Source organism: Microvirga sp. CF3016, from assembly GCF_036314085.1.
Taxonomy (GTDB): Bacteria; Pseudomonadota; Alphaproteobacteria; order Rhizobiales; family Beijerinckiaceae; genus Microvirga.
The window spans coordinates 1-21,643 of sequence record NZ_JAYGGM010000010.1; the positions used below are offsets into that span (position 1 = coordinate 1).

At 64.5% G+C, this 21,643-nt stretch carries 20 protein-coding genes and 1 tRNA gene; 13 read left to right on the forward strand and 8 right to left on the reverse strand.

Features of this window, described 5'->3' with window-relative positions:
• Positions 1-865 precede the first annotated feature (865 nt).
• Positions 866-1,783, reverse strand: a complete 918-nt coding sequence (locus VB672_RS15510; protein ID WP_329785106.1) for an arginase family protein — start codon at positions 1,781-1,783, stop codon at positions 866-868.
• An 81-nt stretch (positions 1,784-1,864) separates the two neighbouring features.
• Positions 1,865-2,626 (reverse strand): FCD domain-containing protein, encoded by a 762-nt coding sequence (locus VB672_RS15515; RefSeq protein ID WP_329785107.1) that lies wholly within the window; start codon positions 2,624-2,626, stop codon positions 1,865-1,867.
• A gap of 345 nt (positions 2,627-2,971) precedes the next feature.
• On the opposite strand from VB672_RS15515, the gene aldA reads away from it, so the two are divergent.
• The 7 genes from aldA (at position 2,972) to VB672_RS15550 (ending at position 11,934) form a co-directional block, all read left to right on the forward strand.
• Positions 2,972-4,444 carry an aldehyde dehydrogenase gene (aldA, locus tag VB672_RS15520; protein ID WP_329785108.1) on the forward strand — a complete coding sequence of 491 codons (1,473 nt, stop codon included), beginning with the start codon at positions 2,972-2,974 and terminating at the stop codon, positions 4,442-4,444.
• 78 nt (positions 4,445-4,522) lie between these two features.
• Positions 4,523-5,500: an ABC transporter substrate-binding protein gene (locus tag VB672_RS15525; RefSeq protein ID WP_329785109.1), complete on the forward strand. Its 978-nt coding sequence runs from the start codon at positions 4,523-4,525 to the stop codon at positions 5,498-5,500.
• Between the two features lie 70 nt (positions 5,501-5,570).
• Positions 5,571-7,100 carry a sugar ABC transporter ATP-binding protein gene (locus VB672_RS15530; protein ID WP_329785110.1) on the forward strand — a complete coding sequence of 510 codons (1,530 nt, stop codon included), beginning with the start codon at positions 5,571-5,573 and terminating at the stop codon, positions 7,098-7,100.
• Positions 7,093-8,094, forward strand: a complete 1,002-nt coding sequence (locus tag VB672_RS15535) for an ABC transporter permease (RefSeq protein ID WP_329785111.1) — start codon at positions 7,093-7,095, stop codon at positions 8,092-8,094. Before VB672_RS15530 ends, VB672_RS15535 begins: the two co-directional genes overlap by 8 nt.
• 8 nt (positions 8,095-8,102) lie before the next feature.
• Complete coding sequence (locus tag VB672_RS15540) at positions 8,103-9,077, forward strand: ABC transporter permease (RefSeq protein WP_329785112.1); 975 nt, start codon at positions 8,103-8,105, stop codon at positions 9,075-9,077.
• Between the two features lie 42 nt (positions 9,078-9,119).
• Positions 9,120-10,208, forward strand: a complete 1,089-nt coding sequence (locus VB672_RS15545) for a mandelate racemase/muconate lactonizing enzyme family protein (RefSeq protein WP_329785113.1) — start codon at positions 9,120-9,122, stop codon at positions 10,206-10,208.
• A gap of 37 nt (positions 10,209-10,245) precedes the next feature.
• Positions 10,246-11,934: a GMC family oxidoreductase gene (locus tag VB672_RS15550; RefSeq protein WP_329785114.1), complete on the forward strand. Its 1,689-nt coding sequence runs from the start codon at positions 10,246-10,248 to the stop codon at positions 11,932-11,934.
• Positions 11,935-11,973: 39 nt separating this feature from the next.
• On the opposite strand, the gene VB672_RS15555 is transcribed toward VB672_RS15550, so the two are convergent.
• A complete protein-coding gene (locus VB672_RS15555; protein WP_329785115.1) occupies positions 11,974-12,312 on the reverse strand; it encodes an ArsR/SmtB family transcription factor in 339 nt (112 codons plus the stop codon).
• 43 nt (positions 12,313-12,355) lie between these two features.
• Here VB672_RS15555 and VB672_RS15560 point away from each other — a divergent pair, with 43 nt between their 5' ends.
• The 3 genes from VB672_RS15560 to VB672_RS15570 are packed head-to-tail and all read left to right on the forward strand — an operon-like array spanning position 12,356 to position 14,198.
• Complete coding sequence (locus VB672_RS15560; protein ID WP_329785116.1) at positions 12,356-12,970, forward strand: DUF6428 family protein; 615 nt, start codon at positions 12,356-12,358, stop codon at positions 12,968-12,970.
• A gap of 8 nt (positions 12,971-12,978) precedes the next feature.
• Positions 12,979-13,521 (forward strand): arsenate reductase ArsC, encoded by a 543-nt coding sequence (locus VB672_RS15565; protein ID WP_329785304.1) that lies wholly within the window; start codon positions 12,979-12,981, stop codon positions 13,519-13,521.
• Positions 13,518-14,198: an MIP/aquaporin family protein gene (locus tag VB672_RS15570; protein WP_329785117.1), complete on the forward strand. Its 681-nt coding sequence runs from the start codon at positions 13,518-13,520 to the stop codon at positions 14,196-14,198. Before VB672_RS15565 ends, VB672_RS15570 begins: the two co-directional genes overlap by 4 nt.
• Before the next feature lie 166 nt (positions 14,199-14,364).
• Here the strand turns inward: VB672_RS15570 and VB672_RS15575 are convergent.
• Positions 14,365-14,439 (reverse strand) — tRNA-Gly (locus VB672_RS15575).
• 66 nt (positions 14,440-14,505) lie between these two features.
• Positions 14,506-15,597: a 2'-deoxycytidine 5'-triphosphate deaminase gene (locus VB672_RS15580; protein WP_329785118.1), complete on the reverse strand. Its 1,092-nt coding sequence runs from the start codon at positions 15,595-15,597 to the stop codon at positions 14,506-14,508.
• Between the two features lie 209 nt (positions 15,598-15,806).
• On the opposite strand from VB672_RS15580, the gene apaG reads away from it, so the two are divergent.
• Both apaG and argE read left to right on the forward strand, forming a co-directional pair.
• The gene (apaG, locus tag VB672_RS15585; RefSeq protein ID WP_329785119.1) at positions 15,807-16,199 is read left to right on the forward strand and encodes a Co2+/Mg2+ efflux protein ApaG; all 393 of its coding nucleotides are present in this window, start codon (positions 15,807-15,809) and stop codon (positions 16,197-16,199) included.
• 8 nt (positions 16,200-16,207) lie between these two features.
• Positions 16,208-17,380 carry an acetylornithine deacetylase gene (argE, locus tag VB672_RS15590; RefSeq protein ID WP_329785120.1) on the forward strand — a complete coding sequence of 391 codons (1,173 nt, stop codon included), beginning with the start codon at positions 16,208-16,210 and terminating at the stop codon, positions 17,378-17,380.
• Between the two features lie 133 nt (positions 17,381-17,513).
• On the opposite strand, the gene VB672_RS15595 is transcribed toward argE, so the two are convergent.
• Genes VB672_RS15595 through VB672_RS15605 form a run of 3 tightly spaced genes read right to left on the reverse strand, consistent with a single transcriptional unit; the run spans position 17,514 to position 20,631 of the window.
• Entirely contained in the window at positions 17,514-18,503 is a 990-nt protein-coding gene (locus tag VB672_RS15595) for an Hsp33 family molecular chaperone (RefSeq protein WP_329785121.1), read from the reverse strand.
• A complete protein-coding gene (gene argF / locus VB672_RS15600; RefSeq protein WP_329785122.1) occupies positions 18,500-19,426 on the reverse strand; it encodes an ornithine carbamoyltransferase in 927 nt (308 codons plus the stop codon). The genes VB672_RS15595 and argF overlap by 4 nt, the downstream gene beginning before the upstream one ends.
• Positions 19,423-20,631 carry an aspartate aminotransferase family protein gene (locus VB672_RS15605; protein ID WP_329785123.1) on the reverse strand — a complete coding sequence of 403 codons (1,209 nt, stop codon included), beginning with the start codon at positions 20,629-20,631 and terminating at the stop codon, positions 19,423-19,425. The genes argF and VB672_RS15605 overlap by 4 nt, the downstream gene beginning before the upstream one ends.
• Before the next feature lie 383 nt (positions 20,632-21,014).
• Between VB672_RS15605 and VB672_RS15610 the strand changes: the two genes are divergently transcribed.
• Positions 21,015-21,551: a GcrA family cell cycle regulator gene (locus VB672_RS15610; RefSeq protein ID WP_329785124.1), complete on the forward strand. Its 537-nt coding sequence runs from the start codon at positions 21,015-21,017 to the stop codon at positions 21,549-21,551.
• The last annotated feature ends 92 nt before the right edge of the window (positions 21,552-21,643 follow it).

Sequence of the window (21,643 nt, forward strand, 5' to 3'; positions counted from 1 at the left end):
AGGTCGATATTCTCACAGCGATTGTTGCCAATCGCCCGCAAGGACACCGCCGCCTACGCTTCTCTTCCCTCTCAACAATGTCAAAGAACAAAATCGCATCCCCACCCGGAGACGGACAAAGAACCCCGAACCGCCCAGCCGTCCCTTGCAGAACGCCAGACCCCGAAGCTCCCCGGCGCCAGTCGTCAAAACCGCGCCGCCGATGAAGTTGTTCTACTCGAACCCCTCACCTAGGTCAACACCTTTTTCGAAGAAATTTTCTCGAAAGCGGCGTCTCCGGCCACCCCTCAAGTATTCAGGCAAGCTTCAGCGTTCGCAGAAGCGTATTCGCCTCTGCGCTGGCATCATCCGGATCAATCTAGTCAATCCGAATGCTTCCGCTTTGTCGTCAGAGGAGCCCTGGAGACATGCCATATATTGGCTTCCATGGCTCGTGCCGTTGATCGGGATCAAGAAAGATCGCGATCGAGACCCTAACGAGATGCCAGATCCGAGGATCTCGGCCGCGTCGGTGTCGTATGGGAGTGAAGCTCGCCCGAACCAAGTTCCGGCGGGGCTGCGGATATGTCGATTCCGAGATCGTTTGTCAACACCCGGAAGAACGATAGGAAGATCGGTAGCGTTCGCTACTCCGCTTTCCTCGAAGAAACGGTCTTCAAGGACGATATGCGCCGACAGAACCGGCGCGGGCAGCAGGAGTCGAACCCGCGACATTCAGCATGGAGGCGTGAGCGGGTCATTGATCGCGCTCCGCCCGGCTGTCGAGCGGCAGAAACGCCTCGTAAGGGCCGCCTCCCCTCACAGAACAAAGAGCCACCGGCATGGATGATGGGGCGTGTCGAGCACCCGATGATCCGATGCGCTCCTAAGGCATGAACACGCACCGCAACAGGGCAACGAGCCGAGCCGCATGTTCGCGATGCGGATCGAGATCTGGATCGTAGATCGTGACCGTTATGCCGGAGCAGAGCCTCTGATTCACGAGCGCGCGCAGGAGACGAACGAGATCCCCTTCGTCGATGCCCGGAGAGCCCGGACTGTCGACCGCAGGCATCACGCTCTGATCGAGAACTTCGACGTCAAGATGGACCCAGAATGGCCAGTCCGGCTGCTTTCCAAGCGCCGCAAGGGTCCGTGCGATCACCTCCGCCAGGCCGAGATCGTGTACGGTGAACACGTCGATACGGGTGATGGCGGTGTCGTTGATGTCCGGCCAAGGAAAATCGGCATCGCGGCTCTCGCGCTCGCCGATCTGCACGACCTGTTCGTCCGGGACCAGCGGGGCCACCACCAGCGGCCACTCGGTCAGGAGACGCTCACCGCGTCCGGTGGCCAGGGCGAGATCCATTCCGGCCACGGCGCCTGGAACCGCAGCGGCATCGTCGTTGCCGGGATGGCGGAAGTCGCTATGCCCATCGATATGCACCAAGGACAGCGGCCCGCATCGGCGACGGCCCGCCAGGGCTCCGAGCAGGATCGAGCAATCGCCGCCGACGATCACCGGAAGGGCTGAAGGATCATTGTTCAGAGCCTCTATGACGTCGGCAAGCTTCACGTTGAATGCCTTGACGGCAGCGCCGTTAAGGAGTCCCGACCCGGCATCCGGGAGAGGCGCATAGGCTGGACGGTCGAGGTCGATGATGTGAGACAGCGAAAGGACCTCGACAAGACCCGCCTGCGTCAGGACCTCGGGAGCCCGCCAGGTCCCCGGCTCATGGCCGGGAGCAAGAGGACGCAGACCGAGATTGGACGGCGCCCGGATGAGGAGAATGTTGCGAAGCATCGCGCATTTCCGGCCGACGATCTGAGTTGCGTCAAGCTCTCACATGTCGCCCCTCGATATCGGGTCTGAATGATGGGGCGATCAAGCATCGCCAATGGGACGTTGCCCCCGCGCCCGGTTCCCGTCGGCGAATGTGGACCGCACGAACTCCCAGGCCGCAACGAGGTGGCGCCGCAGCGCCTCCTCGGCACCATCCGGATCGCGTGCTGCGACGGCGTCGAAGATGGCTTCATGTCCTGCATAATTCATGTGGTCGATATCGGCACCCCGCTTCATGGAACGCCAGTGTTGAATGAGCCACTCCACATAGGCCTTGTGGACGGCCGGATAGATGGGGTTGCCCGGGATTCGGTAGAGGACCGCATGAAAGGCGGCATCGGTTTCGTCGAACTGCGTTGGATTGCCGATGGCCTGACGGTTGGCTTCCAGCGCGGCACGAAGCTCTTCAATGTCGTCGCGCCGGGCATGGCTGGCGGCCCAGCGCGCCAGCGCCGCCTCGAGGAAGATGCGGGAGTCGAACAGATTCCAGACGCCCTTTCGGTCCACCATGAGATGCCCGACGAGGTTGCCGACCTTGTCGATCGCGATCTCGTAATCGGGCTTGCGCACGATGGGACGATGGCCCAGGCGGGTCAGGACGAGCCCGCGATTGGCGAGCGCGACAATGGCTTCCCTGACCGCCGACCGGCTCACGCCATAGCGCTGCATCAGGTCCCGCTCGGCAGGCAGGCGATCGCCCTCCTGGAGATCGCCGGACTGGATCATCCGCACGAGTTCTTCCGCGACGGCATCCGACCGGCGCCCGACCGGGTCCTTGCCCAACAGTTCTATTCCGTGACCCATGCCTCCCCCGCCCGATCGCTCGCGCCGTCAGTCCACCACACGCGGAGAATTTCTCCACATATCGGCTAACATATGGTCGGACCAAATGCCAGCCCGCAGCGCAGCGCTTCCGATCGCGGAGGAGCACCCGAAGCGAATACGCGCAATGCTATTCCCTTGACAGCCAACATTCCGCTGCTCCATCCTTATTTCGGTCATACCAAAGAGATCGGATAACGGACATTTGGTTTGATGTTGCTCAGCTTGAGCAAGCTCGGAGGAAACACGAGTGACGCCAGTTGCAGGCATGACAGGGTCAGGCTCCGCCTCTTCCCTTCAGGGGTCCTCTTTGATCGGGAGGTCCCGATGACCGCTTCCGCTCCGACCCATCACGCGGAAACCGTGACCCATTATCAGATGTATATCGACGGGACCTGGACCGACGGTCAGGCACCCGGACGCCTCGATGTGGAGAACCCGGCCAACGAGTCGGTTTTCGCCACCGTGCCCGTCGGTTCGGTGAACGATGCGACGGCCGCCCTAGAGGCTGCCAAGCGCGCCCAACCGGCCTGGGCCGCTCTCCCGCCGATCGTGCGCGCAGGCTATGTCTCCGATCTCGCGGCTGCTGTCCGCCGCGAGAAGGCGCATCTTGCCCGCATCGTGGTGCTCGAACAGGGGAAGCCCCTGAACCAGGCCGAGGGCGAGATCGACGCCGTCGTGACGTTTCTCACCTTTGCGGCCGAAAGTGCGCGTCGCATCGAAGGCGATATCATGCCTTCGGATTTCCAGAATGAAGAAGTCTGGATCCGACGTGTTCCCTTCGGAGTCGTCGTCGGCCTCACGGCCTGGAACTATCCGGCAGCACTCGCAGCGCGCAAGATCGGCCCTGCCCTTGTCGCAGGCAACACCATGGTCGTGAAGGGCCATGAATCAACACCCCTGTCCGCCATCGAGATCGCCAGGCTCGCCCATGAGGTCGGGCTGCCGAAAGGCGTGCTCAACGTGGTGACCGGCGACGGGCGTACCATCGGCGACGCCCTCGTGCGCTCGCCGTTGAGCGATCTCATCACCATGACGGGAAGCGTGCGCGCCGGACGGGAGATTTACGCGGCCGGCGCGCAGGATCTGAAAGTCGTCCGCCTGGAACTGGGCGGCAAGGCGCCCTTCATCGTCCTGGAGGACGCCGACGTCGACGCGGCCGTGGACGCCGCGATCGTCTCGCGCTTCACGAATTGCGGGCAGATCTGCACCTGCAACGAGCGCATGTATCTGCACAAGGCCATCGCCGAGCCCTTCCTCGACAAGTTCGTCTCGCGCGTGAAGGCGCTCAGGCTCGCCGATCCCATGACCAATCCCGACATGGGGCCGAAGGTGAACCGGCCCGAGGTCGACAAGGTCGAGGAGATCGTCAACGAGGCGATGGCGGCAGGCGCCGAGGTGCTCGCCGGCGGGCACCGGCTGACCGAGGGCGCGTTCGCGCGAGGACACTGGTTCGAGCCGACCGTCCTGCGGGTCGACAGCAACCGAGCCTCGGTGATGCAGCGGGAGATCTTCGGCCCGGTGGCGCCCGTGATGACGGTCGACAGCTTCGAGCAGGCTCTCACCTTCGCCAACGACACCAGCTACGGCCTGTCGGCCTATGTGTACACGAACGATCTGCGCCGGGTCATGCGCCTCTCCCGGGAGCTCTCGTTCGGCGAGCTCTACGTCAATCGCCCCTGCGGGGAACTCGTCCAGGGCTTCCACACGGGCTGGAAGCATTCGGGCCTCGGCGGCGAGGACGGCAAGTACGGTTTCGACGGATACCTGCGGAAGCAGACCACCTATGTCCGCTGGTAACGATCTGCAGCCCTGAACGGCTGCGGCAATACACAAAGAACCCCGTCTAAGGGGCGAATAACTTCATGGAGGAAGAGAATGCTCAGAAGAACTTTCCTGGCCCTCGCGACAGGTGTGGCCGCCCTCGGCCTGGGACTCGGCGGCGTGTCGGCGCAAGAGTTGCCCAAGCTGAAGCAGAAGGAGAAGTACAAGGTCGGCTTCGCGCAGACGGAGTCGAACAATCCGTGGCGCATCGCGCAGACGGAGAGCATGAAGGCCGAGGCCGCCAAGCTCGGGCATCAGCTCGTTTACACCGACGCCGCCGGTTCCGCCGCCAAGCAGGTCGCCGACGTCAACTCGATGATCGCCCAGGGCGTCGACCTGATCTTCCTGGCCCCGCGAGAGGAAAAACCCCTCATCCCTGCCGTGATGGCAGCTAAGAAAGCAGGGATTCCTGTCGTCCTGCTCGACCGCAACGTGGACCAGAGCCTCGCCAAGGCCGGCAAGGATTACGTCACCTTCATCGGCTCGGACTTCGTGGATGAAGGCAAGCGCGCGGCCGAGGCCCTGACCAAGGCGATGAACGGCAATGCCAAGATCATCCAGCTTGAGGGGACCACGGGCTCTTCGCCGGCCAATGACCGGCGCAAGGGCTTCGAGGACTACATCAAGGCCCATTCGGGCATGAAGATCGTGGCATCCCAGTCGGGCGACTTCGCCCGCGACAAGGGTCGCCAAGTGGCAGAGACGCTGCTGCAGGCCCATCCCGATGCGACGGCCATCTATGCGCACAACGACGAGATGGCGATCGGCGCCATCGCGGCTCTCGAGGCCGCCGGCAAAAAGCCCGGCAAGGACGTGATCGTCGTCTCCGTCGACGGCACACGCGATGCGCTGCAGGCCATCATCGACGGCAAGATGCTCGCGACCGTCGAGTGCAATCCGAAGTTCGGGCCGAAGGCCTTCGAGACCTTGGCTCGCTATGCCAAGGGCGAGCAGATCCAGCCCTGGGTGGTGAACACCGATCGCTTCTTCGACAAGTCGAACGCGGCCCAGCTCATCGCCGACGCATACTGAACGTCATGGCGCTGCCTGCATGCGCGGGCAGCGCCTTTCTTGTCGGGCAGAACACATCACCGGAGCTTTCATGGCGCCGCTTCTCACCATGCAGGGCATCGACAAACGCTTCGCCGGCATTCCAGCGCTGCGCGCAGCCGAACTCGTGGTCGAGAGAGGCGAGGTTCATGCGCTGATCGGTCAGAACGGCGCCGGCAAATCGACCATGATCAAGATCCTGACCGGCTACTACAGGAAGGATGCCGGCGAGATCCTGTTCGACGGGAAGCCCGTGGCGTTTTCCTCCCCGCAGGAGGCGCAACGTGCCGGCATCAGCACGATCTACCAGGAGATCAACCTGGTGCCCTATCGGTCCGTGACCGAGAACATCTGCCTCGGCCGTGAGAAGCGGCGCTTCGGCCTTCTCGACTGGCCCGCCATGCACGCGGAAGCGCGTGCCCTCCTGGCGCGCTTCAACATCGATATCGACGTGCATCGCCCGCTCATGGTGTACCCGACTGCCGTGCAGCAGATGGTCGCCATCGCGCGCGCGATCGGGTTCGAGGCCAAGCTCGTCATCATGGACGAGCCCACATCCTCCCTCGACGAACGCGAGGTCGGGGTTCTGTTCGACGTCATCCGCCAGCTCAAGGCCGCCGGCGTCTCGGTGATCTTCGTGAGCCACAAGCTCGACGAGCTCTACGCCGTCTGCGACCGGGTCACCATCATGCGCGACGGCCGCACCGTACAGGTCGCCCCGATGACCCAACTGTCGCGGCTCGATCTCGTCACGTCCATGCTGGGGCGCGAACTCACACAGGTTTTGCAGGAACCGCACGATGCGCATCCATCCGAAGGCGATGGTCGCAAGCCGGTGCTGAAGGTCGAGCATCTCGCGGCCGGGCGCAAGGTTCGCGACGTCAGCTTCGAAGTCCACTCCGGTGAAATCGTCGGCCTCGCCGGACTGCTCGGTGCGGGCCGGACGGAGTCCGTCCGGACCGTTTTCGGAGCCGACAAGCCTGAGTGCGGCACGATCAATTTCGCCGGACATGAGAACGCCATCGCCGCCCCTTCGGACGCGATCCAGGCCGGCATGGGCTTCTGCTCGGAGGACCGCAAGCTCGACGGCATCATCCCCGACATGTCGGTGCGCGAGAACCTCACGCTGGCGCTCATGCCGCATCTGGCGCGACGAGGCATCGTCGACGAGAGCCGCAGCCGCGAGATCGTCGACCGATTCATCAAGCGCTTGGGGATTCGCTGCTCCGGGCCGGAACAGCGAATCCGCGAACTCTCGGGCGGCAACCAGCAGAAGGTGCTGCTGGCGCGCTGGCTCTGCATGAACCCCAAGCTCCTCATCCTCGACGAGCCGACCCGCGGCATCGATGTGGGGGCCAAGGCCGAGATCCTCAGCCTGATCCGGGAACTGGCCGGCCAGGGTCTCGGCGTCCTGATGATCTCCTCGGAATTGGAAGAGGTGGTGGAGGCGGCAAGCCGCATCTTCGTTCTCCGCGACGGCCACACGGCCGCGGAGCTGAGAGGCGATGCCGTGAACGAACAGAGCGTCATGGCCGCCATGGCTCATGGGGATGAGAGTGCCCGGGAGATCGCGCATGGCTGAAACCGCCACAACGCTTCCGCCGGCGCAAAGAGCTCCCCGGCTCGACCTCAAGACCCTGCTGACGCGCCATGGGGCCTGGGTCGCTCTGGCGCTCCTGATCCTGGTCAACCTCGCGATCACTCCCAACTTTGCGACCTGGCAGACGCTCAACGTCAATCTCACCCAGGTCTGCGCCATCGTGATCGTCGGCGTCGGCATGACCCTCGTCATCGCCACCGGCGGGATCGATCTCTCCGTCGGCGCCCTCATGGCGATTGCCGGAGCCTTGGCGCCGCTGATCTTTCACGGCAAGCTCTTTCCCCTCCCCCACCCGGCCGTCGGCATCGCGCTCGCCTTCATCGTCCCGGTTCTGGTGACGGGAGCTCTCGGCTGGTTCAACGGGTGGCTGGTGACGCGCCTGCGCATCCAGCCGATCATCGCGACCCTCGTGCTCTTCATCGCCGGGCGCGGCATCGCCCAGGTCTTCACCAACGGCAATCTGCAGGTGTTCAACCTGCCGAGCTTCCAGTTCATCGGCCTCGGGCGCGTGTTCGGCATCCCCTTTCAGGCCATCCTGATGATCATCCTCGTGGCGGCTGCGGCCTGGATGCTCAGACGCACCGTATTCGGCCGGCAGATCCTGGCGATCGGCGGCAACGAACGCGCAGCCCGGCTTGCCGGCATTCCCGTCGCGTCCGTGAAGCAACGGGTCTACCTCATCAGCGGGCTCTTGTCCGGCATCGCAGGGCTCATCGTGATCGCCCGCAACTCCGCCGCCGATGCCAATCTCGTCGGCCTCGGCATGGAGCTCGATGCCATCGCGGCCGTGGCCGTCGGCGGAACGCTGCTCACCGGCGGGCGGGCCACCGTGCTCGGGACCCTGGTCGGTGCGCTCATCATCCAGCTCGTGCGCTACACGCTTCTCGCCAACGGCGTTCCGGATGCGGCAGCCCTGGTGGCGAAGGCCGCCATCATCGTTCTGGCCGTCTGGCTGCAGCGGCAGAGCTATCGCTGAGGTCGCCGATGAACACCACCTCACTCAAGATATTCCAAGGCATCGGCCGCTACGGCGTGCTTCTCGCCCTTCTCGCCCTCATCGTCTTCGGCTGGCTCCGCTACGAGAACTTCCTCGGCGCCTTCAACGTGCTGTCGGTCCTGCGCTACAACAGCATGTTCGCGCTGGTTGCGCTCGGGATGTGCTTCGTCATCATCACTGGCGGCATCGACCTCTCGGTGGGATCCACGGCGGCTCTCGGCAGCGTCGTGGCCGCCCTGCTCTCTCCCTACGGCGTGCTGCCCGGGTTGCTCGGCGGACTGGCCGCGGGGCTTGCGGTCGGCGCGTGCAACGCCTTCATCATCACGCGGCTCAACATTCTGCCTTTCATCACGACCCTCGCGACCATGCTGGCGGCGAGCGGATGCGCGCTGCTCCTGGCGGAGAACCAATCGGTCTCGGTGTCCTATGAATCGGGCTTCACCGAACTCGGCCAGGGCGATTTCCTCGGCTTTCCCGTTCCGGCCTGGATCGCGCTCGTCGCCTATCTCCTCGGCTCGCTCATCCTCAATCTCACGTCCTTCGGGCGCACCGTCCTCGCCATCGGCGGAAACGAGGATGCGGCCCGTCTCATGGGACTGCCTGCGAATCGGGTGAAGGCGCTCGTGTATCTCGCGAGCGGCGGCCTTGCGGGCCTCGCAGGGGTGATCCTCGCGGCGCAATTCGGCGCAGGCCAGCCCATCGAGGGCGTCGGCTGGGAGCTCTTCGCCATCGCGGCCGTGGTTGTGGGCGGCACGTTGCTGACGGGCGGCGTCGGCTCCGTCGGGTCGACGCTCGCGGGTGTGCTCCTGCTGGGGCTGATCTTCAACATCCTGAACTTCGAGAACGGCCTCGGCTGGATCAGCCTCTCGGCCTATTGGCAGTCGGTCATCCGCGGTGCGTTCCTGTTGCTCGTCGTCGCCATCCAGGCGCGTCTGAGCATGCGCACCGAAGAGGCCGCCTGAGCGCCGCATTCCTTTCGACACCTCAGCGAACGAAGGACGACCATGCCCCGGATCACTTCCATCGAACCCGGCTTCTACCGCATCCCGCTGCCGACCGTTCTGACCGATTCCATGCATGGCGAGATGCGCGCCTTCGAACTCAACACCGTGCGCATCCGCGATGCCGACGGGGCGGAGGGCGTCGGCTACACCTTTACGGTCGGGCGCAACGGTGCCGCCATCGACACGATCCTCGCCCGCGAACTGCCCGAGATCATGGACGGCGAGGAGGCCGACGAGATCGAGCGCCTCTGGCACAAGGCCTGGTGGGCGCTCCATTACGGCGGCCGCGGCGGCCCGACGGTCCTGGCGCTGTCGGCTTTCGACATGGCCCTGTGGGACCTCAAGGCGAAGCGCGCCAATCTTCCGCTCTGGAAGGCGCTGGGCGGCTACGACCCCAAGGTGCCCTGCTATGCGGGCGGCATCGATCTCGAACTGCCCCTCGACAAGCTCCTGCGGCAGACGGACGACAATCTCGGCAAGGGTTTCCGCGCCATCAAGATGAAGGTGGGCCGCGCCAATCTGTTCGAGGACGTGGAACGCGTCAAGGCGATGCGCGAGCACTTGGGCACGGGCTTCCCGCTGATGGCCGACGCCAACATGAAGTGGAGCGTCGACGGCGCCATTCGCGCCGCGCGGGCCCTTCAGCCCTTCGACCTTACCTGGCTCGAGGAGCCGACCATTCCCGACGACCCGGCGGGGCATGCCCGCATCGTGCGCGAGGGCGGGCTGCCGATCGCGGCGGGCGAGAACCTGCGCACGCTCTGGGAGTTCAAGCTCTACGTGGCCGGCGGCGGCGTGACCTATCCGGAGCCCGACGTCACCAATTGCGGCGGCGTCACCCCGTTCATGAAGATCGCCCACTTGGCGGAGGCCTTCAATCTGCCGGTAACGAGCCATGGTGCGCATGACGTGACCGTGCACCTCCTCGCGGCCTGTCCCAACCGTTCCTACCTCGAAGCCCATGGCTTCGGCCTCGAACGCTATATCGCCGAGCCGCTCACGATTCAGGAAGGATTTGCCCTGGCGCCAGATCGACCCGGCCACGGCATCGCCTTCGACTGGAAGGGACTCGAGACAATCGAAGCCTGAAATCACCCGATCGACCGGCAGGCAAGCAGGTGAAGCCATGAAAGAGCGTTTTGACTACATCATCGTCGGCGGCGGCTCGTCGGGCTCCGTGGCCGCCGCGCGGCTGGTGAACGAAGGCAGACGCGTGCTGCTGCTCGAAGGTGGCTATTCCCATCGCCATCCGCTCCTGGACATGCCGCCGGGCATCTTCAAGATGATCAACGGCAGCAAATACATGCGGTATCACCACACGGTCCCGCAGGAGCATCTCGACGGCCGGGTCCACGACATTCCGCAGGCCAACGTCCTCGGTGGCGGCTCGTCGGTCAACGCGCAGGTCTACATGCGCGGCCGGCCGTCCGATTATGACGAGTGGCACGACCTGCTGCATGGGGAGAACGATTATCCCGGCTGGAGCTGGGCCGACGTTCTGCCCCATTTCCGCACCATGGAAGGCAACAACAGGCTCTACAACGATCTGCATGGCGCAGACGGACCGCTTCTCGTCTCCGACCCAGGCCACATCAACGACATGTCGCGCTGGTTCGTTCAGGCCATCCAGGCCTTGGGCGAGCCGTTCAACCCGGACTTCAACGGACCGGCGCAGCGGGGCGTCGGGTTCTATCAGTTCATGAACCGGCGCGGCCGGCGCAGCAGCGCGGCTTATGCCTTCCTGGCGCCGCTCGCGGACAACCCGAACCTCGTCATCCGTCTCCAGTCGCGGGTGCGCAAGATCGCGATCGAAAATGGCCGCGCGGTGGGCGTCACCTACCGGGATGCCAAGGGCGCGGATCGCACGGTCTATGCGGACGGCGAGGTCATCGTCGCCTCCGGGGCCCTCGTCACGCCGCAGCTCCTGATGCTGTCCGGCATCGGCCCGGGCGATCAGTTGAGGGAGCACGGGATCGACTGCATCGCGGACCTGCCCGGCATCGGAGAGAATCTCATCGATCACCCGGAGGTGCCGCTGATCGCGAAGGCGAACGGACCCTATGGCTATTACAAGCAGGGCGTCGGCTGGCGGATGCTTCTCAACGGCATTCATTTCCGCCTCTTCGGGTCGGGCCCGATCCTCTCGGCCGGCGTTGAGGCCGGCGCCTTCGTCAATCCGGCCGACCCGAACGGGGATCCCACGATCCAGGCCTTCTGTGTGCCGATCATCTATCTCGACCGCGACACGCTCGGTCTCGTCGACGACACCTATGGCCTGACGATCACCACCGTGGTGGTGAAGCCGAAATCCCGCGGCTATGTCCGCCTGCGTTCGGCTGATCCGGACGACATGCCCCTCGTCTCGCCCAATCTGCTGAGCCATCCTGACGATGCCCGGACGATGATCGACGGTCAGCGCTTCTTCATCCGCGCCTTCCAGACCAGCCCGCTCAAGGAGCGGATCGAGCGGATCTCAATCCCCGATCCGAACGACCTCAGCGACGAGGCGATCATGAAGCATTGCCGCCGCTTCGTGAAAACGAACTATCACCCGAGCGGCACATGCCGGATGGGAACGGCCAGCGACCCGATGGCCGTCCTCGATTCCCAGCTTCGTGTCCGCGGCGTCGAGAACCTGCGCGTCTGCGACCTCTCGGCCATGCCCAACATCAATGCGGGCAACACGAATGCCCCCGCCATGATGATGGGCAGCCGCTGCGCCGAACTCATCACCGGCCGCCCCACGGTCAGCACCGCCCAGTTCGGCCCGCGCCTCTCCGAGCAGGGCGACATGAGCGTCGCCACATTGAGCTGAAGCTGCTTTTCAGGCGGATCATGTGCAAGGAGGTTCCGATCAGGGGCGGCAGGTGTCTACCGAGGGGCTACACTCCTCCACAACCACACGCGGATCACCTGCACAGCAATCCTCCATGAGAAAGCGAACGAGATCGCGCAAGGCTGAATACCCCGCACTGTAGATGATCGACCGAGCCTCTCGGCGGGCCTGGAGCAGGCCAGCACGTTCCAGGTGCGACAGATGGAACGAGATGTTCGAGGGCGTCACACCAAGCTTCTCGGCGATGGCCCCCGCGGCGATCCCGTCGGGTCCAGCCTGCACGAGAAGACGCAGCACCCGGAGCCGCGTTTCCTGGGCCAGAGATCCGAACGCATGGATGGCTTGACGTTCGTCCATATTTCAATAATCCTTGAAATGTTGAAGTGGAGGATAACGCATCATGACCGCTCTTGCCAGCACCCTAATCCCTGCGAAGGCCCAGCCGGCGGCTCTGACGATCTCGGATCCTCCGACGGGCGCTTTTCTCGACAGCCTTCGCCCCTATGGGGCTCTCCCGCTCGTCATTGCCTATGCCGGACGCGAAACCAGGGCGGGCTACCACGTCACGGAACTCAAGGCCGGCCGCTTCTCTGGTCTGGACTGCGGGGCCAATCCGGAGGCTTGGACCGAGACCTTCATCCAGGTCTGGGACGTTCCTGGCGAGCTACAGAGCCGGATGATGACAGTCGGCAAGTTCCTCGCCATCATGGACAAAGTGGCCCGCGATGTTGGCCTTGATCCCGCCTCGCGCCTCACCTTCGAGTGCGGCGACGATCTGGGTGTAATCGGCCTTTATGCCGTCGATGCCATTGCCGTCGAACCGGAACGGGTTCTGGTCTCGCTCGCCCCGCGCCACGCATCGTGCAAGCCGCGGGATCGCTGGTTCGAAGACAACGGGATTGAGAAGCCGGTGCGTCTGACGGAAGATGATGCACTCGCTGAGAAAGCCATCCGGGACGCAGTGTCTGGATGCTGTTCGACTGGGAAGTTCCCCTCAACTGCCAAGTGCTGTTAGAGGCTGCAATGACCGAACGAACCTACAATGTTCTCTTTCTCTGCACCGGCAACACCGCCCGATCGATCCTGGCCGAAGGCATCCTGCGCAAGGATGGCGCTGGGCGCTTCAATGCGTTTTCGGCGGGAAGCCAACCAAAGGGCGCGGTGAATCCGCTCGCCCTGAAGGTGCTCAAGGCTCACGACTATCCCACGGACGGCTACCGCTCGAAGAACTGGGATGAATATGCCCAGCCGAATGCGCCCGTGATGGACTTCGTCATCACCGTCTGTGACAGCGCGGCTGGGGAGGCTTGTCCGATCTGGCCGGGGCATCCTTCCGTCGCGCACTGGGGGATCGAAGACCCTGCGGCAGTCCAGGGCTCCGACACGGATAGGGAGCGGGCCTTCGAACAGGCGTTCCGGTTCCTCAAGAACCGGATCAACACGTTTGTCAGCCTGCCGTTGGCGAGCCTGGATCAATTCTCGATCGGCGCTCGCCTGCGCGAGATCGGCCATCTGGAAGGCGCGAGCACCGGTATGCCGACGGAAAAGGCCCGGCAGCCTAAATGACGGTCTCCCTCACGAAGCGGATGACCGCGGAAGCCCTCGGCGCGGGTTTCCTCGTCGCAACCGTCGTGGGCTCGGGGATCATGGCCGATAGGTTGGCCGACGGGAACACGGCTCTCACCCTCCTGGGCAACACTCTGCCAACGGGAGCGATCCTGGTTGTTTTGATCCTGGCGCTGGCACCTGTCTCGGGAGCGCACTTCAATCCTGCGGTCTCCCTGGTCGAAAGCACGATGGGCGGGCTGCCATGGCGAGATCTGGCTCCCTACGTCATGGCTCAAGTCGTAGGCGGCTGCCTTGGAACGCTCACAGCGCATGGCATGTTCGACCTGGCCCTCGTCCAGACATCTGCCACGGTCCGCACAGGCGCGGCTCAGTGGCTGGCGGAGTTCGTGGCGACCTTCGGATTGCTGATGACCATCCTCGCCGTGGTGAGATTTCGGATCGAGGCTATCCCCTATGCGGTTGGGCTCTACATCACAGCCGCTTACTGGTTCACGTCCTCGACCTCATTCGCCAATCCCGCTGTGACCATCGCGCGGGCGCTCACGGCCACGTTTGCAGGTATTGCCCCTGCCGACGTACCCGCATTCATCCTGGCTCAATGTCTAGGCGGGCTTGTCGCTATGGTGCTGATGTCCTGGCTGCTCGGCCTTCGCCCAGGGAAGCGCAGCGCTTAACGTCGGGCGCTGCTCTCGCTCGGATATCTGGAGCTGAGCACGAACGTCACCAATTCCGGTGGTCCAAGGCGCACCGAAACACCCAACAAGCCGCTTCTGGTCCCGTTATTCTCCGGCTCCAATAAGCTCTCAAAAGCAATAAAGCCCTGCGTTTGCAGGGCTTTATTGGAGCGGGCGATGGGAATCGAACCCACGACATTCAGCTTGGGAAGCTGACGTTCTACCTCTGAACTACGCCCGCGCTTCCCTATTCATATCCGCCCTTCCGGCGATCCGGCAAGAGGGTCGGCTCCTTTCCCGCGCATGGTCAGCGGAAATGCTTGGAGAGCTTCAGCCCTTGCGCCTGGTAGTTCGACCCGGCACCGGCGCCGTAGAGCACCTTGGGACGCTCCGCCATGCGCTCATAGACAAGGCGTCCCACGATCTGCCCGTCCTCAAGGATGAAGGGAACGTCGCGGGAGCGGACCTCGAGCACCGCACGGGCCCCCTCGCCGCCTGCCTCGGCGTGGCCGAAACCGGGATCGAAGAAGCCGGCGTAATGGACCCGGAACTCGCCCACCAGGGGATCGAAGGGCACCATCTCGGCGGCATAATCCGGCGGCACGTGCACCGCCTCCTTGGAGGCGAGGATATAGAACTGGCCGGGATCCAGGATCAGCGTGCGGTTGGCATCGGCATAGAGCGGCTCCCAGAAATCCGCGACGCGGCAGGAGCCGGGCTTGTCCACGTCGACGAGGCCCGTGTGGCGCTTGGCCCGGTAGCCGATGAGGTTGTCGGAGCCGAAGCCCGCGAGGTCCACGCTCACGGCGACGCCGTCCTGGATGGACGGCTCGGCGGAGGTGACGACCCGCTCCCGCGCGTGCACGGCCTGGAGTTCGGCATCGCTCAGGCGCACATTGCCCTTGCGCAGGCGCAGCTGCGACAGGCGCGTACCGGTCCTGACCAGCACCGGAAAGGTGCGCGGGGAGATCTCGGCATAGAGGCGGCCGCGATAGCCTGCCCCGATGGTGTCGAATTCCTGGCTGCGGTCGGTGATCACGCGGGTGAACACGTCGATGCGGCCGGTGGAGCTCTTCGGGTTCGCGGCGGCCGACAGGTCGTCCGGCAGCGCCAGCTCCTCCTGCAGCTCGGCGATGTAGACGCTCCCCGTTTCCAGGATCGCACCCTTGCCGAGGTCGATCTCGTGGAAGCTCAACTGGTCGAGCCGGTCCCGGACCGTGTGGTTGCGGCCCGGCAGGAAGCTGGCGCGGACCCGATAGGCCCGGCGCCCCAGGCGCAGATCGAGGCTCGCCGGCTGGACCTGGTCGGAGGCGAAGGGCGTCTCCGGTTTGATGGTCCCTGCCTCGGCAAGGCGCATGATGGCATCAGCCGATTGGATCCCGTCCTTCAACGCAACCATGTCCGTCTTCCGAGGGCCCCGCCCTCTCTGAATATTGAGCCTGGCAATATCTGTAAGGGTTGCCGCGGAATTCTCAATCGCTTTCGGTGCCTTGGGGATATCCCCGCGAGCAAAGGCAGGTTTGATTCCCCGCCCGGTCGATTGACGAGGCGCGAAGGCCGCCGTACCACGGGCCTCATGGAACTCTTCTGTCGGCGTGAGGCACTCTCATGTACAAAGCCGTGACCCGCGGCATCTCCGTGACGGTGACACCCCGCTACATGCCGGAAGAATCCTCCCCCGAGCAGGGCCGCTATTTCTTCGCTTATACGGTCGAGATCATCAACACGAGCCTGGAGAGGGTTCAGCTCCGCGCCCGCCATTGGACGATCACCGACGAGCACGGCCACGTCCAGGAGGTGCGCGGCGCAGGCGTGGTCGGAGAAGAGCCGGTGCTGGGACCGGGCGAAAGCTTCAGCTATACGAGCGGCTGCCCCTTGCCGACGCCGAGCGGCACCATGCAGGGCACCTACCTGATGGAAACCGCCACTGGCGAAACCTTCGAGGCCGAAATTCCCGCCTTCTCGCTCGACATTCCCCGCACCAAGCGCGTGCTGCACTGAGGTTCCTGATGTCTTCTACCGGTCAACGGCTGACGCCGCTCGACATGTTGGCGAAGCTGGTGTCGTTCGACACCGTGAGCACGAAATCGAACCTGCCCCTGATCGAATTCGTCGAGAGCTACCTGCAGAGCTGGAACGTGCCCTATCTGCGCGTACCCAACGAGACCGGCGACAAGGCGGCGCTCTACGCCACGATCGGCCCACAGGATCGGGGCGGGATCGTGCTGTCTGGCCACACCGACGTGGTGCCGGTGACCGGCCAGGCCTGGACGTCAGATCCTTTCACGCTCCGCGTCGAGAACGGGCGCGCCTATGGGCGCGGCGCGGTGGACATGAAGGCTTTCGATGCGCTGGCGCTTGCGATGGTGCCCGAATTCCAGGCCGCCAATCTCACGACGCCGATCCACATCATGCTCTCCTACGACGAGGAGACGACCTGTCTCGGCGTCGTCGACACGATCCGCCGTCTCGGGCACGATCTGCCCATGCCGAAAGCCGCCATTGTCGGCGAGCCGACGATGCTGGAGGTGGTGGACGCGCATAAGAGCGTCGTCACCTTCTCCACGACCGTGCACGGTTTCGAGGCGCATTCGTCGAAGCCTTATCTCGGCGCCAGCGCCGTCATGACGGCCGCCGAACTGATTGCGGAACTCAACCGCATCGGCGACGACATGATGGAGCGCGGCGACGCGAGCGGGCGCTTCGATCCGCCCTACACCACCGTTCATGTGGGCACCATCTCGGGCGGCACGGCGCGCAACATCCTCTCGAAGACCTGCATGTTCCATTGGGAGTTCCGCGGCCTGCCGAGCCTCGATCCGCAGGAGATCCCCAGTCGGCTCGACCGGTTCGCTGATGAGGTCGCCCTGAAGCGCCTCAACCGCTTCGGCGAGTTCGGGCGCATCGAGACCGTCCTGCACGCCGACGTGCCGGGCCTCGCGCCGGATCCGGGCTCGACCGCGGAGATCCTGGCTCTGCGCCTTGCGGGCAAGAACCACACGCAGACCGTACCCTTCGGTACCGAGGCGGGCCATTATCAGGCCGCCGGCATTCCGACTGTCGTCTGCGGCCCCGGCTCGATCAATCAGGCGCATCAACCTGACGAGTACATCACGTTGGACCAGCTCGAAGCCGGCATGGCGTTCATGCGCAGACTTGCGGCGACGTGCGCGAGTTCGTGAGCGCTGACCCACGCCATGGCGGCGCCCGGTGCAGGTGTCCACGTCTTGTCAGCGCTATGCTCAACAATGTGGATGGCCGGGACAAGCCCGGCCATGACGAAGGTGAAATGGGACGATTGCGCCGGACGCGGCGCTACGCGTCCGACTTGGCGATTTCGGCTTCCACGTCCGCCGGATCGAGATCGTAGAAGCGCGAGCAGAACTCGCAGGTGATGCCGATGCGACCGTTGTCACCGACCATGTCGCGGCGATCCTCGGCCGAGAAGCGACGCATCATGCCCATGATCCGCTCGTGCGAGCAGGTGCATTCCTCATGCACGTGCTGGCCTTCGAAGACGCGCACGCCCCGCTCATGGAACAGGCGGTAGAGAAGCGTCTCGCTGGAGACCGTCGGGTCGATCAGTTCGTGATCCTCGATCGTGCCGACCAGGGACTTTGCTTCGAGCCAGGCATCATCCTCCGTGGGGGCTGCCAGGTCGCTCGACGGGTGTCCTTCAGGGATGTCGCCCGGATGCAGGTCGGCCTGCCGGAGACGCTCCGACGAGGAGGGCAGGAACTGGATCATGAGGCCGCCGGCGCGATAGGTATGGCGGCCGTTCTCGAACTGCTCGGCCACGGCCAGGCGCACCTGCGTCGGGATCTGCTCGGACTGGCGGAAATACTGATCCGCCGCCTCCTCGAAGCCTTGGCCCTCGAGCGCAACAACGCCCTGATAGCGGCTGCGCTCGGACCCTTGGTCGATGGTCATGGCGAGATAGCCTGAGCCCAGCAATGCGCCCGTTCCCGGGGAGTTCGACCCGAGAGCCGCCAGCCTGTCCTTGTCGAAGCGGGCCGTGGCGCGCAGGCGATCCGGTGCATTGAAGTCGACCACCACCATGTCGATGATGCCGTCGGTCTTGGTCTGCAGCTGGAAGCGGCCCTCGAGCTTCAGGGACGCGCCGAGCATGACCGTCAAGGCGGCCGCCTCGCCGATGACGCGGGCCACCATGTCGGGGTAGCCGTGACGGGCCAGAATGGTGTCGATGGAGGCCCCGAGACGCACCACGCGCCCGCGCACGTCGAGAGGCTCGACGGCAAAGGGGAGGACGACGTCATCGTTTCCTTCAAGCGAAGCTGAACTCATGCGCTTGCTGCTCCGAGGCACCACGCCAGGATGCCCTTCTGGGCGTGAAGCCGGTTTTCGGCCTCGTCGAAGACCACCGATTGCGGACCGTCCATGACCTCGTCGGTCACCTCCTCGCCGCGATGGGCGGGAAGGCAGTGCATGAAGATCGCGTCCTTGTCGGCCACGCTCATGAGCCTGCCGTTGACCTGATAGGGCTTCAGCAAGTTCTGACGGCGGAATTCGTCGTCGTCGCCCATGGACACCCAGCAATCGGTCACGACCGCATGGGCGCCTTCGGCTGCCTCGAAGGCATCGGTGGTCACGCTGATCCGAGCCCCTTCCTGTTTCGCCCAGGACAAAAGCTCGGGACGCGGAGCAAGTTCCGGCGGAGAGGCAATCCTCAGCGTGAAATCGAGACGCGCCGCCGCGTGGATCCACGAGGCGAGCACGTTGTTGGAGTCGCCTGTCCATGCGATCGTCCGGCCTTCGATGGAGCCGCGATGCTCCTCGAAGGTCATGATGTCGGCCATGATCTGGCACGGATGCGTCATCTTGGTCAGGCCGTTGATCACCGGGATCGAGGCGTACTGGGCAAGCTCCGTCACCATGGCATGGTCGAGGGTGCGGATCATGATCGCATCCACGTAGCGCGACAGGACACGGGCCGTGTCGGCGATGCTCTCGCCACGGCCGAGCTGCATCTCCTTGCCGGTGAGCATCAGGGTCTCGCCGCCAAGCTCGCGCATGCCGACGTCGAAGGAGACGCGGGTGCGGGTGGAGGGCTTGTCGAACACCATCGCCAGGACCTTGCCCTCGAGCGGCCGGTCCTTGGCCTTCTCGCCGCGGCGGCGCTTGGACTTGATGTCCAGGCCGGTCGTCAGGAGGTGCCGGATCTCTGCGCCGGAAAAGTCGCTGAGATCGAGGAAATGGCGGGTCTTCATTGAACTGCTCCCAGCTGAACGGCGGTCTTCTGTTCAGCTTCGATGGCCGCGCAGGCGGCATCCAGACGGTTGATGGCCTCTCCGAGATCGGCCTCGGTGATGATCAGCGGCGGCAGGAGACGCACCACGTTGTCGCCGGCCCCGATCACGATGAGTTTCTGGGCCCGGGCGGCGCTGACGAAATCCGTGTTGGGCACGACGGTGCGCAGGCCCATGAGGAGGCCCTGCCCCCTCACCTCGGCGATGACGCCGGGATGGCGGTCCTTGAGCTCGGCGAGGCGCTGCTTGAGCAGCAGGCCCTTGCGCTCGACGCCCTCGAGGAAGCCGGGCTCGAGGATGACGTCGAGCACGGCGTTGCCCACCGCCATGGCGAGAGGATTGCCGCCGAAGGTGGTGCCGTGGGTGCCGAGCGTCAGGCCCTTGCCGGCCTCCGCCGTGGCCAGGCACGCGCCCAGTGGGAAGCCGCCGCCGATGCCCTTGGCCACCGTCATGATGTCGGGGGTCACCCCGCTCCATTCATAGGCGAAGAGCTTGCCCGTCCGTCCGACGCCGGTCTGGATCTCGTCGAAGATCAGGAGCAGGCCTTGGCTGTCGCACAGGGCGCGCAGCTCGCGCAGGAAGGAAGTCGACACGGATCGCACGCCGCCCTCGCCCTGGATCGGCTCGATCATGAGCGCCGCGGTGTGCGGTCCGATGACGGCCTTCAGGGCCTCCAGGTCCTCGGTGGGCACCTGGTCGAAGCCCTGCACTTTGGGGCCGAAGCCTTCCAGGTACTTGGCCTGTCCGCCGGCCGCGATGGTGCCGAGCGTGCGCCCGTGGAAGGCACCCTCGAAGGTGACGATGTGGAAGCGCTCGGGGTTGCCGTTCACGTAGTGATAGCGGCGCGCCATCTTGATCGCGGCCTCGTTCGCCTCGGCGCCCGAATTGGCGAAGAACACGAAATCCGCGAAGGTGTTGTCGACGAGCCGCTGGGCGAGGCGCTCCCCCTCGGGGATCTGGAACAAGTTCGAGCTGTGCCAGATCTTGGAGGCCTGCTCGGTCAGGGCCTGGACCAGATGCGGGTGGGCGTGGCCCAGGGCATTCACCGCAATGCCGGCGCCGAAATCCAGATATCGCTCGCCATCTCGGCCGTAGAGCCAGGGGCCCTCTCCCTTCTCGAAGGAAAGCTCGGCGCGGGCAAAAGTCGGCAGCAATGGCGATGTCACGGGTTGTCTCCGCCTAGAGAGGCCCAAGGTCGCACCCGGGCCCGAAAAAGAAAGCGCCGCCCCAACAGGGGCGGCACGGAAGGGGATTCTAACGAGGTGCGAGACCCTGTCAATTCAAGAGAAATGAAGTCATCCATCACAAGGATTTTTTGCCGTTTTTAGGCCCTTGGCGAGTTCCTTGGGGAAAACGACAGGGCCTCCACGGGGACTCTTGCGCCCGAGTCCACCCATCCTGTACGTTCGGGGTAGTCGAGTACAGCATTCGTGCCACGGCATTCACCCTCAGGAGCGACCCTCGCAACGCGGTCGGACACAAAAAGCCTGTCCGCGAGGCATCTGGGATTCTGAGCTTGAAGCCGGTCACGGTGGAGGCAGGTTTAAAAATGATGGATGCGGGCGGAACTTGGACGGACGAGCGGGTTGAGCTTCTCAAGAAGCTCTGGACCGATGGTTTGAGCGCGAGCCAGATCGCCGCCGAGCTTGGCAACGTGACCCGCAACGCGGTGATCGGCAAGGTTCACCGCCTCGGCCTCTCCGGCCGTGCCAAGGATGCCAAGCCTGCCGGCTCGGCGGCGGCCCGCCCGCGCAAGGCGACCCGCGCCCCGAGCGCGCCGGCTCCGATTCCGCCCCAGCCGCACAACAACAACGTGGTCCTGGCCCAGATCCCGCTGCAGGCCGTGGCCGAAGAGCCCGCGGTGTTCGCCGAGGACGAGATCGCCATCCCCATGTCCGAGCGGGTGACGATCATGGATCTGCGCGAGTCCATGTGCCGCTGGCCCATGGGCGACCCGACCAAGCCCGAGTTCCGCTTCTGCGGCGCCCGCTCGATCACGGGCCTGCCCTATTGCAACCATCACGCCCGCATCGCCTACCAGCCGGTGGCCGACCGCAAGCGCGAGCGCAAGCTCGCCCGCGCTTAACGACGCGTTTCCAGCAAAAAGGCCGCGCTGAGATCGTCAGCGCGGCCTTTTTGTTTTTGTTCTCAGAGACTGGTGAGCCGGATTGTCAGGTG

What these genes read in the sequence shown, in the direction of transcription:
- VB672_RS15510 (WP_329785106.1), bottom strand. Translation starts at nt 1,783, where the DNA reads ATGCTTCGCAACATTCTCCTCATCCGGGCGCCGTCCAATCTCGGTCTG.
- VB672_RS15515 (WP_329785107.1), bottom strand. Translation starts at nt 2,626, where the DNA reads ATGGGTCACGGAATAGAACTGTTGGGCAAGGACCCGGTCGGGCGCCGG.
- aldA (WP_329785108.1), top strand. Translation starts at nt 2,972, where the DNA reads ATGACCGCTTCCGCTCCGACCCATCACGCGGAAACCGTGACCCATTAT.
- VB672_RS15525 (WP_329785109.1), top strand. Translation starts at nt 4,523, where the DNA reads ATGCTCAGAAGAACTTTCCTGGCCCTCGCGACAGGTGTGGCCGCCCTC.
- VB672_RS15530 (WP_329785110.1), top strand. Translation starts at nt 5,571, where the DNA reads ATGGCGCCGCTTCTCACCATGCAGGGCATCGACAAACGCTTCGCCGGC.
- VB672_RS15535 (WP_329785111.1), top strand. Translation starts at nt 7,093, where the DNA reads ATGGCTGAAACCGCCACAACGCTTCCGCCGGCGCAAAGAGCTCCCCGG.
- VB672_RS15540 (WP_329785112.1), top strand. Translation starts at nt 8,103, where the DNA reads ATGAACACCACCTCACTCAAGATATTCCAAGGCATCGGCCGCTACGGC.
- VB672_RS15545 (WP_329785113.1), top strand. Translation starts at nt 9,120, where the DNA reads ATGCCCCGGATCACTTCCATCGAACCCGGCTTCTACCGCATCCCGCTG.
- VB672_RS15550 (WP_329785114.1), top strand. Translation starts at nt 10,246, where the DNA reads ATGAAAGAGCGTTTTGACTACATCATCGTCGGCGGCGGCTCGTCGGGC.
- VB672_RS15555 (WP_329785115.1), bottom strand. Translation starts at nt 12,312, where the DNA reads ATGGACGAACGTCAAGCCATCCATGCGTTCGGATCTCTGGCCCAGGAA.
- VB672_RS15560 (WP_329785116.1), top strand. Translation starts at nt 12,356, where the DNA reads ATGACCGCTCTTGCCAGCACCCTAATCCCTGCGAAGGCCCAGCCGGCG.
- VB672_RS15565 (WP_329785304.1), top strand. Translation starts at nt 12,979, where the DNA reads ATGACCGAACGAACCTACAATGTTCTCTTTCTCTGCACCGGCAACACC.
- VB672_RS15570 (WP_329785117.1), top strand. Translation starts at nt 13,518, where the DNA reads ATGACGGTCTCCCTCACGAAGCGGATGACCGCGGAAGCCCTCGGCGCG.
- VB672_RS15580 (WP_329785118.1), bottom strand. Translation starts at nt 15,597, where the DNA reads ATGGTTGCGTTGAAGGACGGGATCCAATCGGCTGATGCCATCATGCGC.
- apaG (WP_329785119.1), top strand. Translation starts at nt 15,807, where the DNA reads ATGTACAAAGCCGTGACCCGCGGCATCTCCGTGACGGTGACACCCCGC.
- argE (WP_329785120.1), top strand. Translation starts at nt 16,208, where the DNA reads ATGTCTTCTACCGGTCAACGGCTGACGCCGCTCGACATGTTGGCGAAG.
- VB672_RS15595 (WP_329785121.1), bottom strand. Translation starts at nt 18,503, where the DNA reads ATGAGTTCAGCTTCGCTTGAAGGAAACGATGACGTCGTCCTCCCCTTT.
- argF (WP_329785122.1), bottom strand. Translation starts at nt 19,426, where the DNA reads ATGAAGACCCGCCATTTCCTCGATCTCAGCGACTTTTCCGGCGCAGAG.
- VB672_RS15610 (WP_329785124.1), top strand. Translation starts at nt 21,015, where the DNA reads ATGATGGATGCGGGCGGAACTTGGACGGACGAGCGGGTTGAGCTTCTC.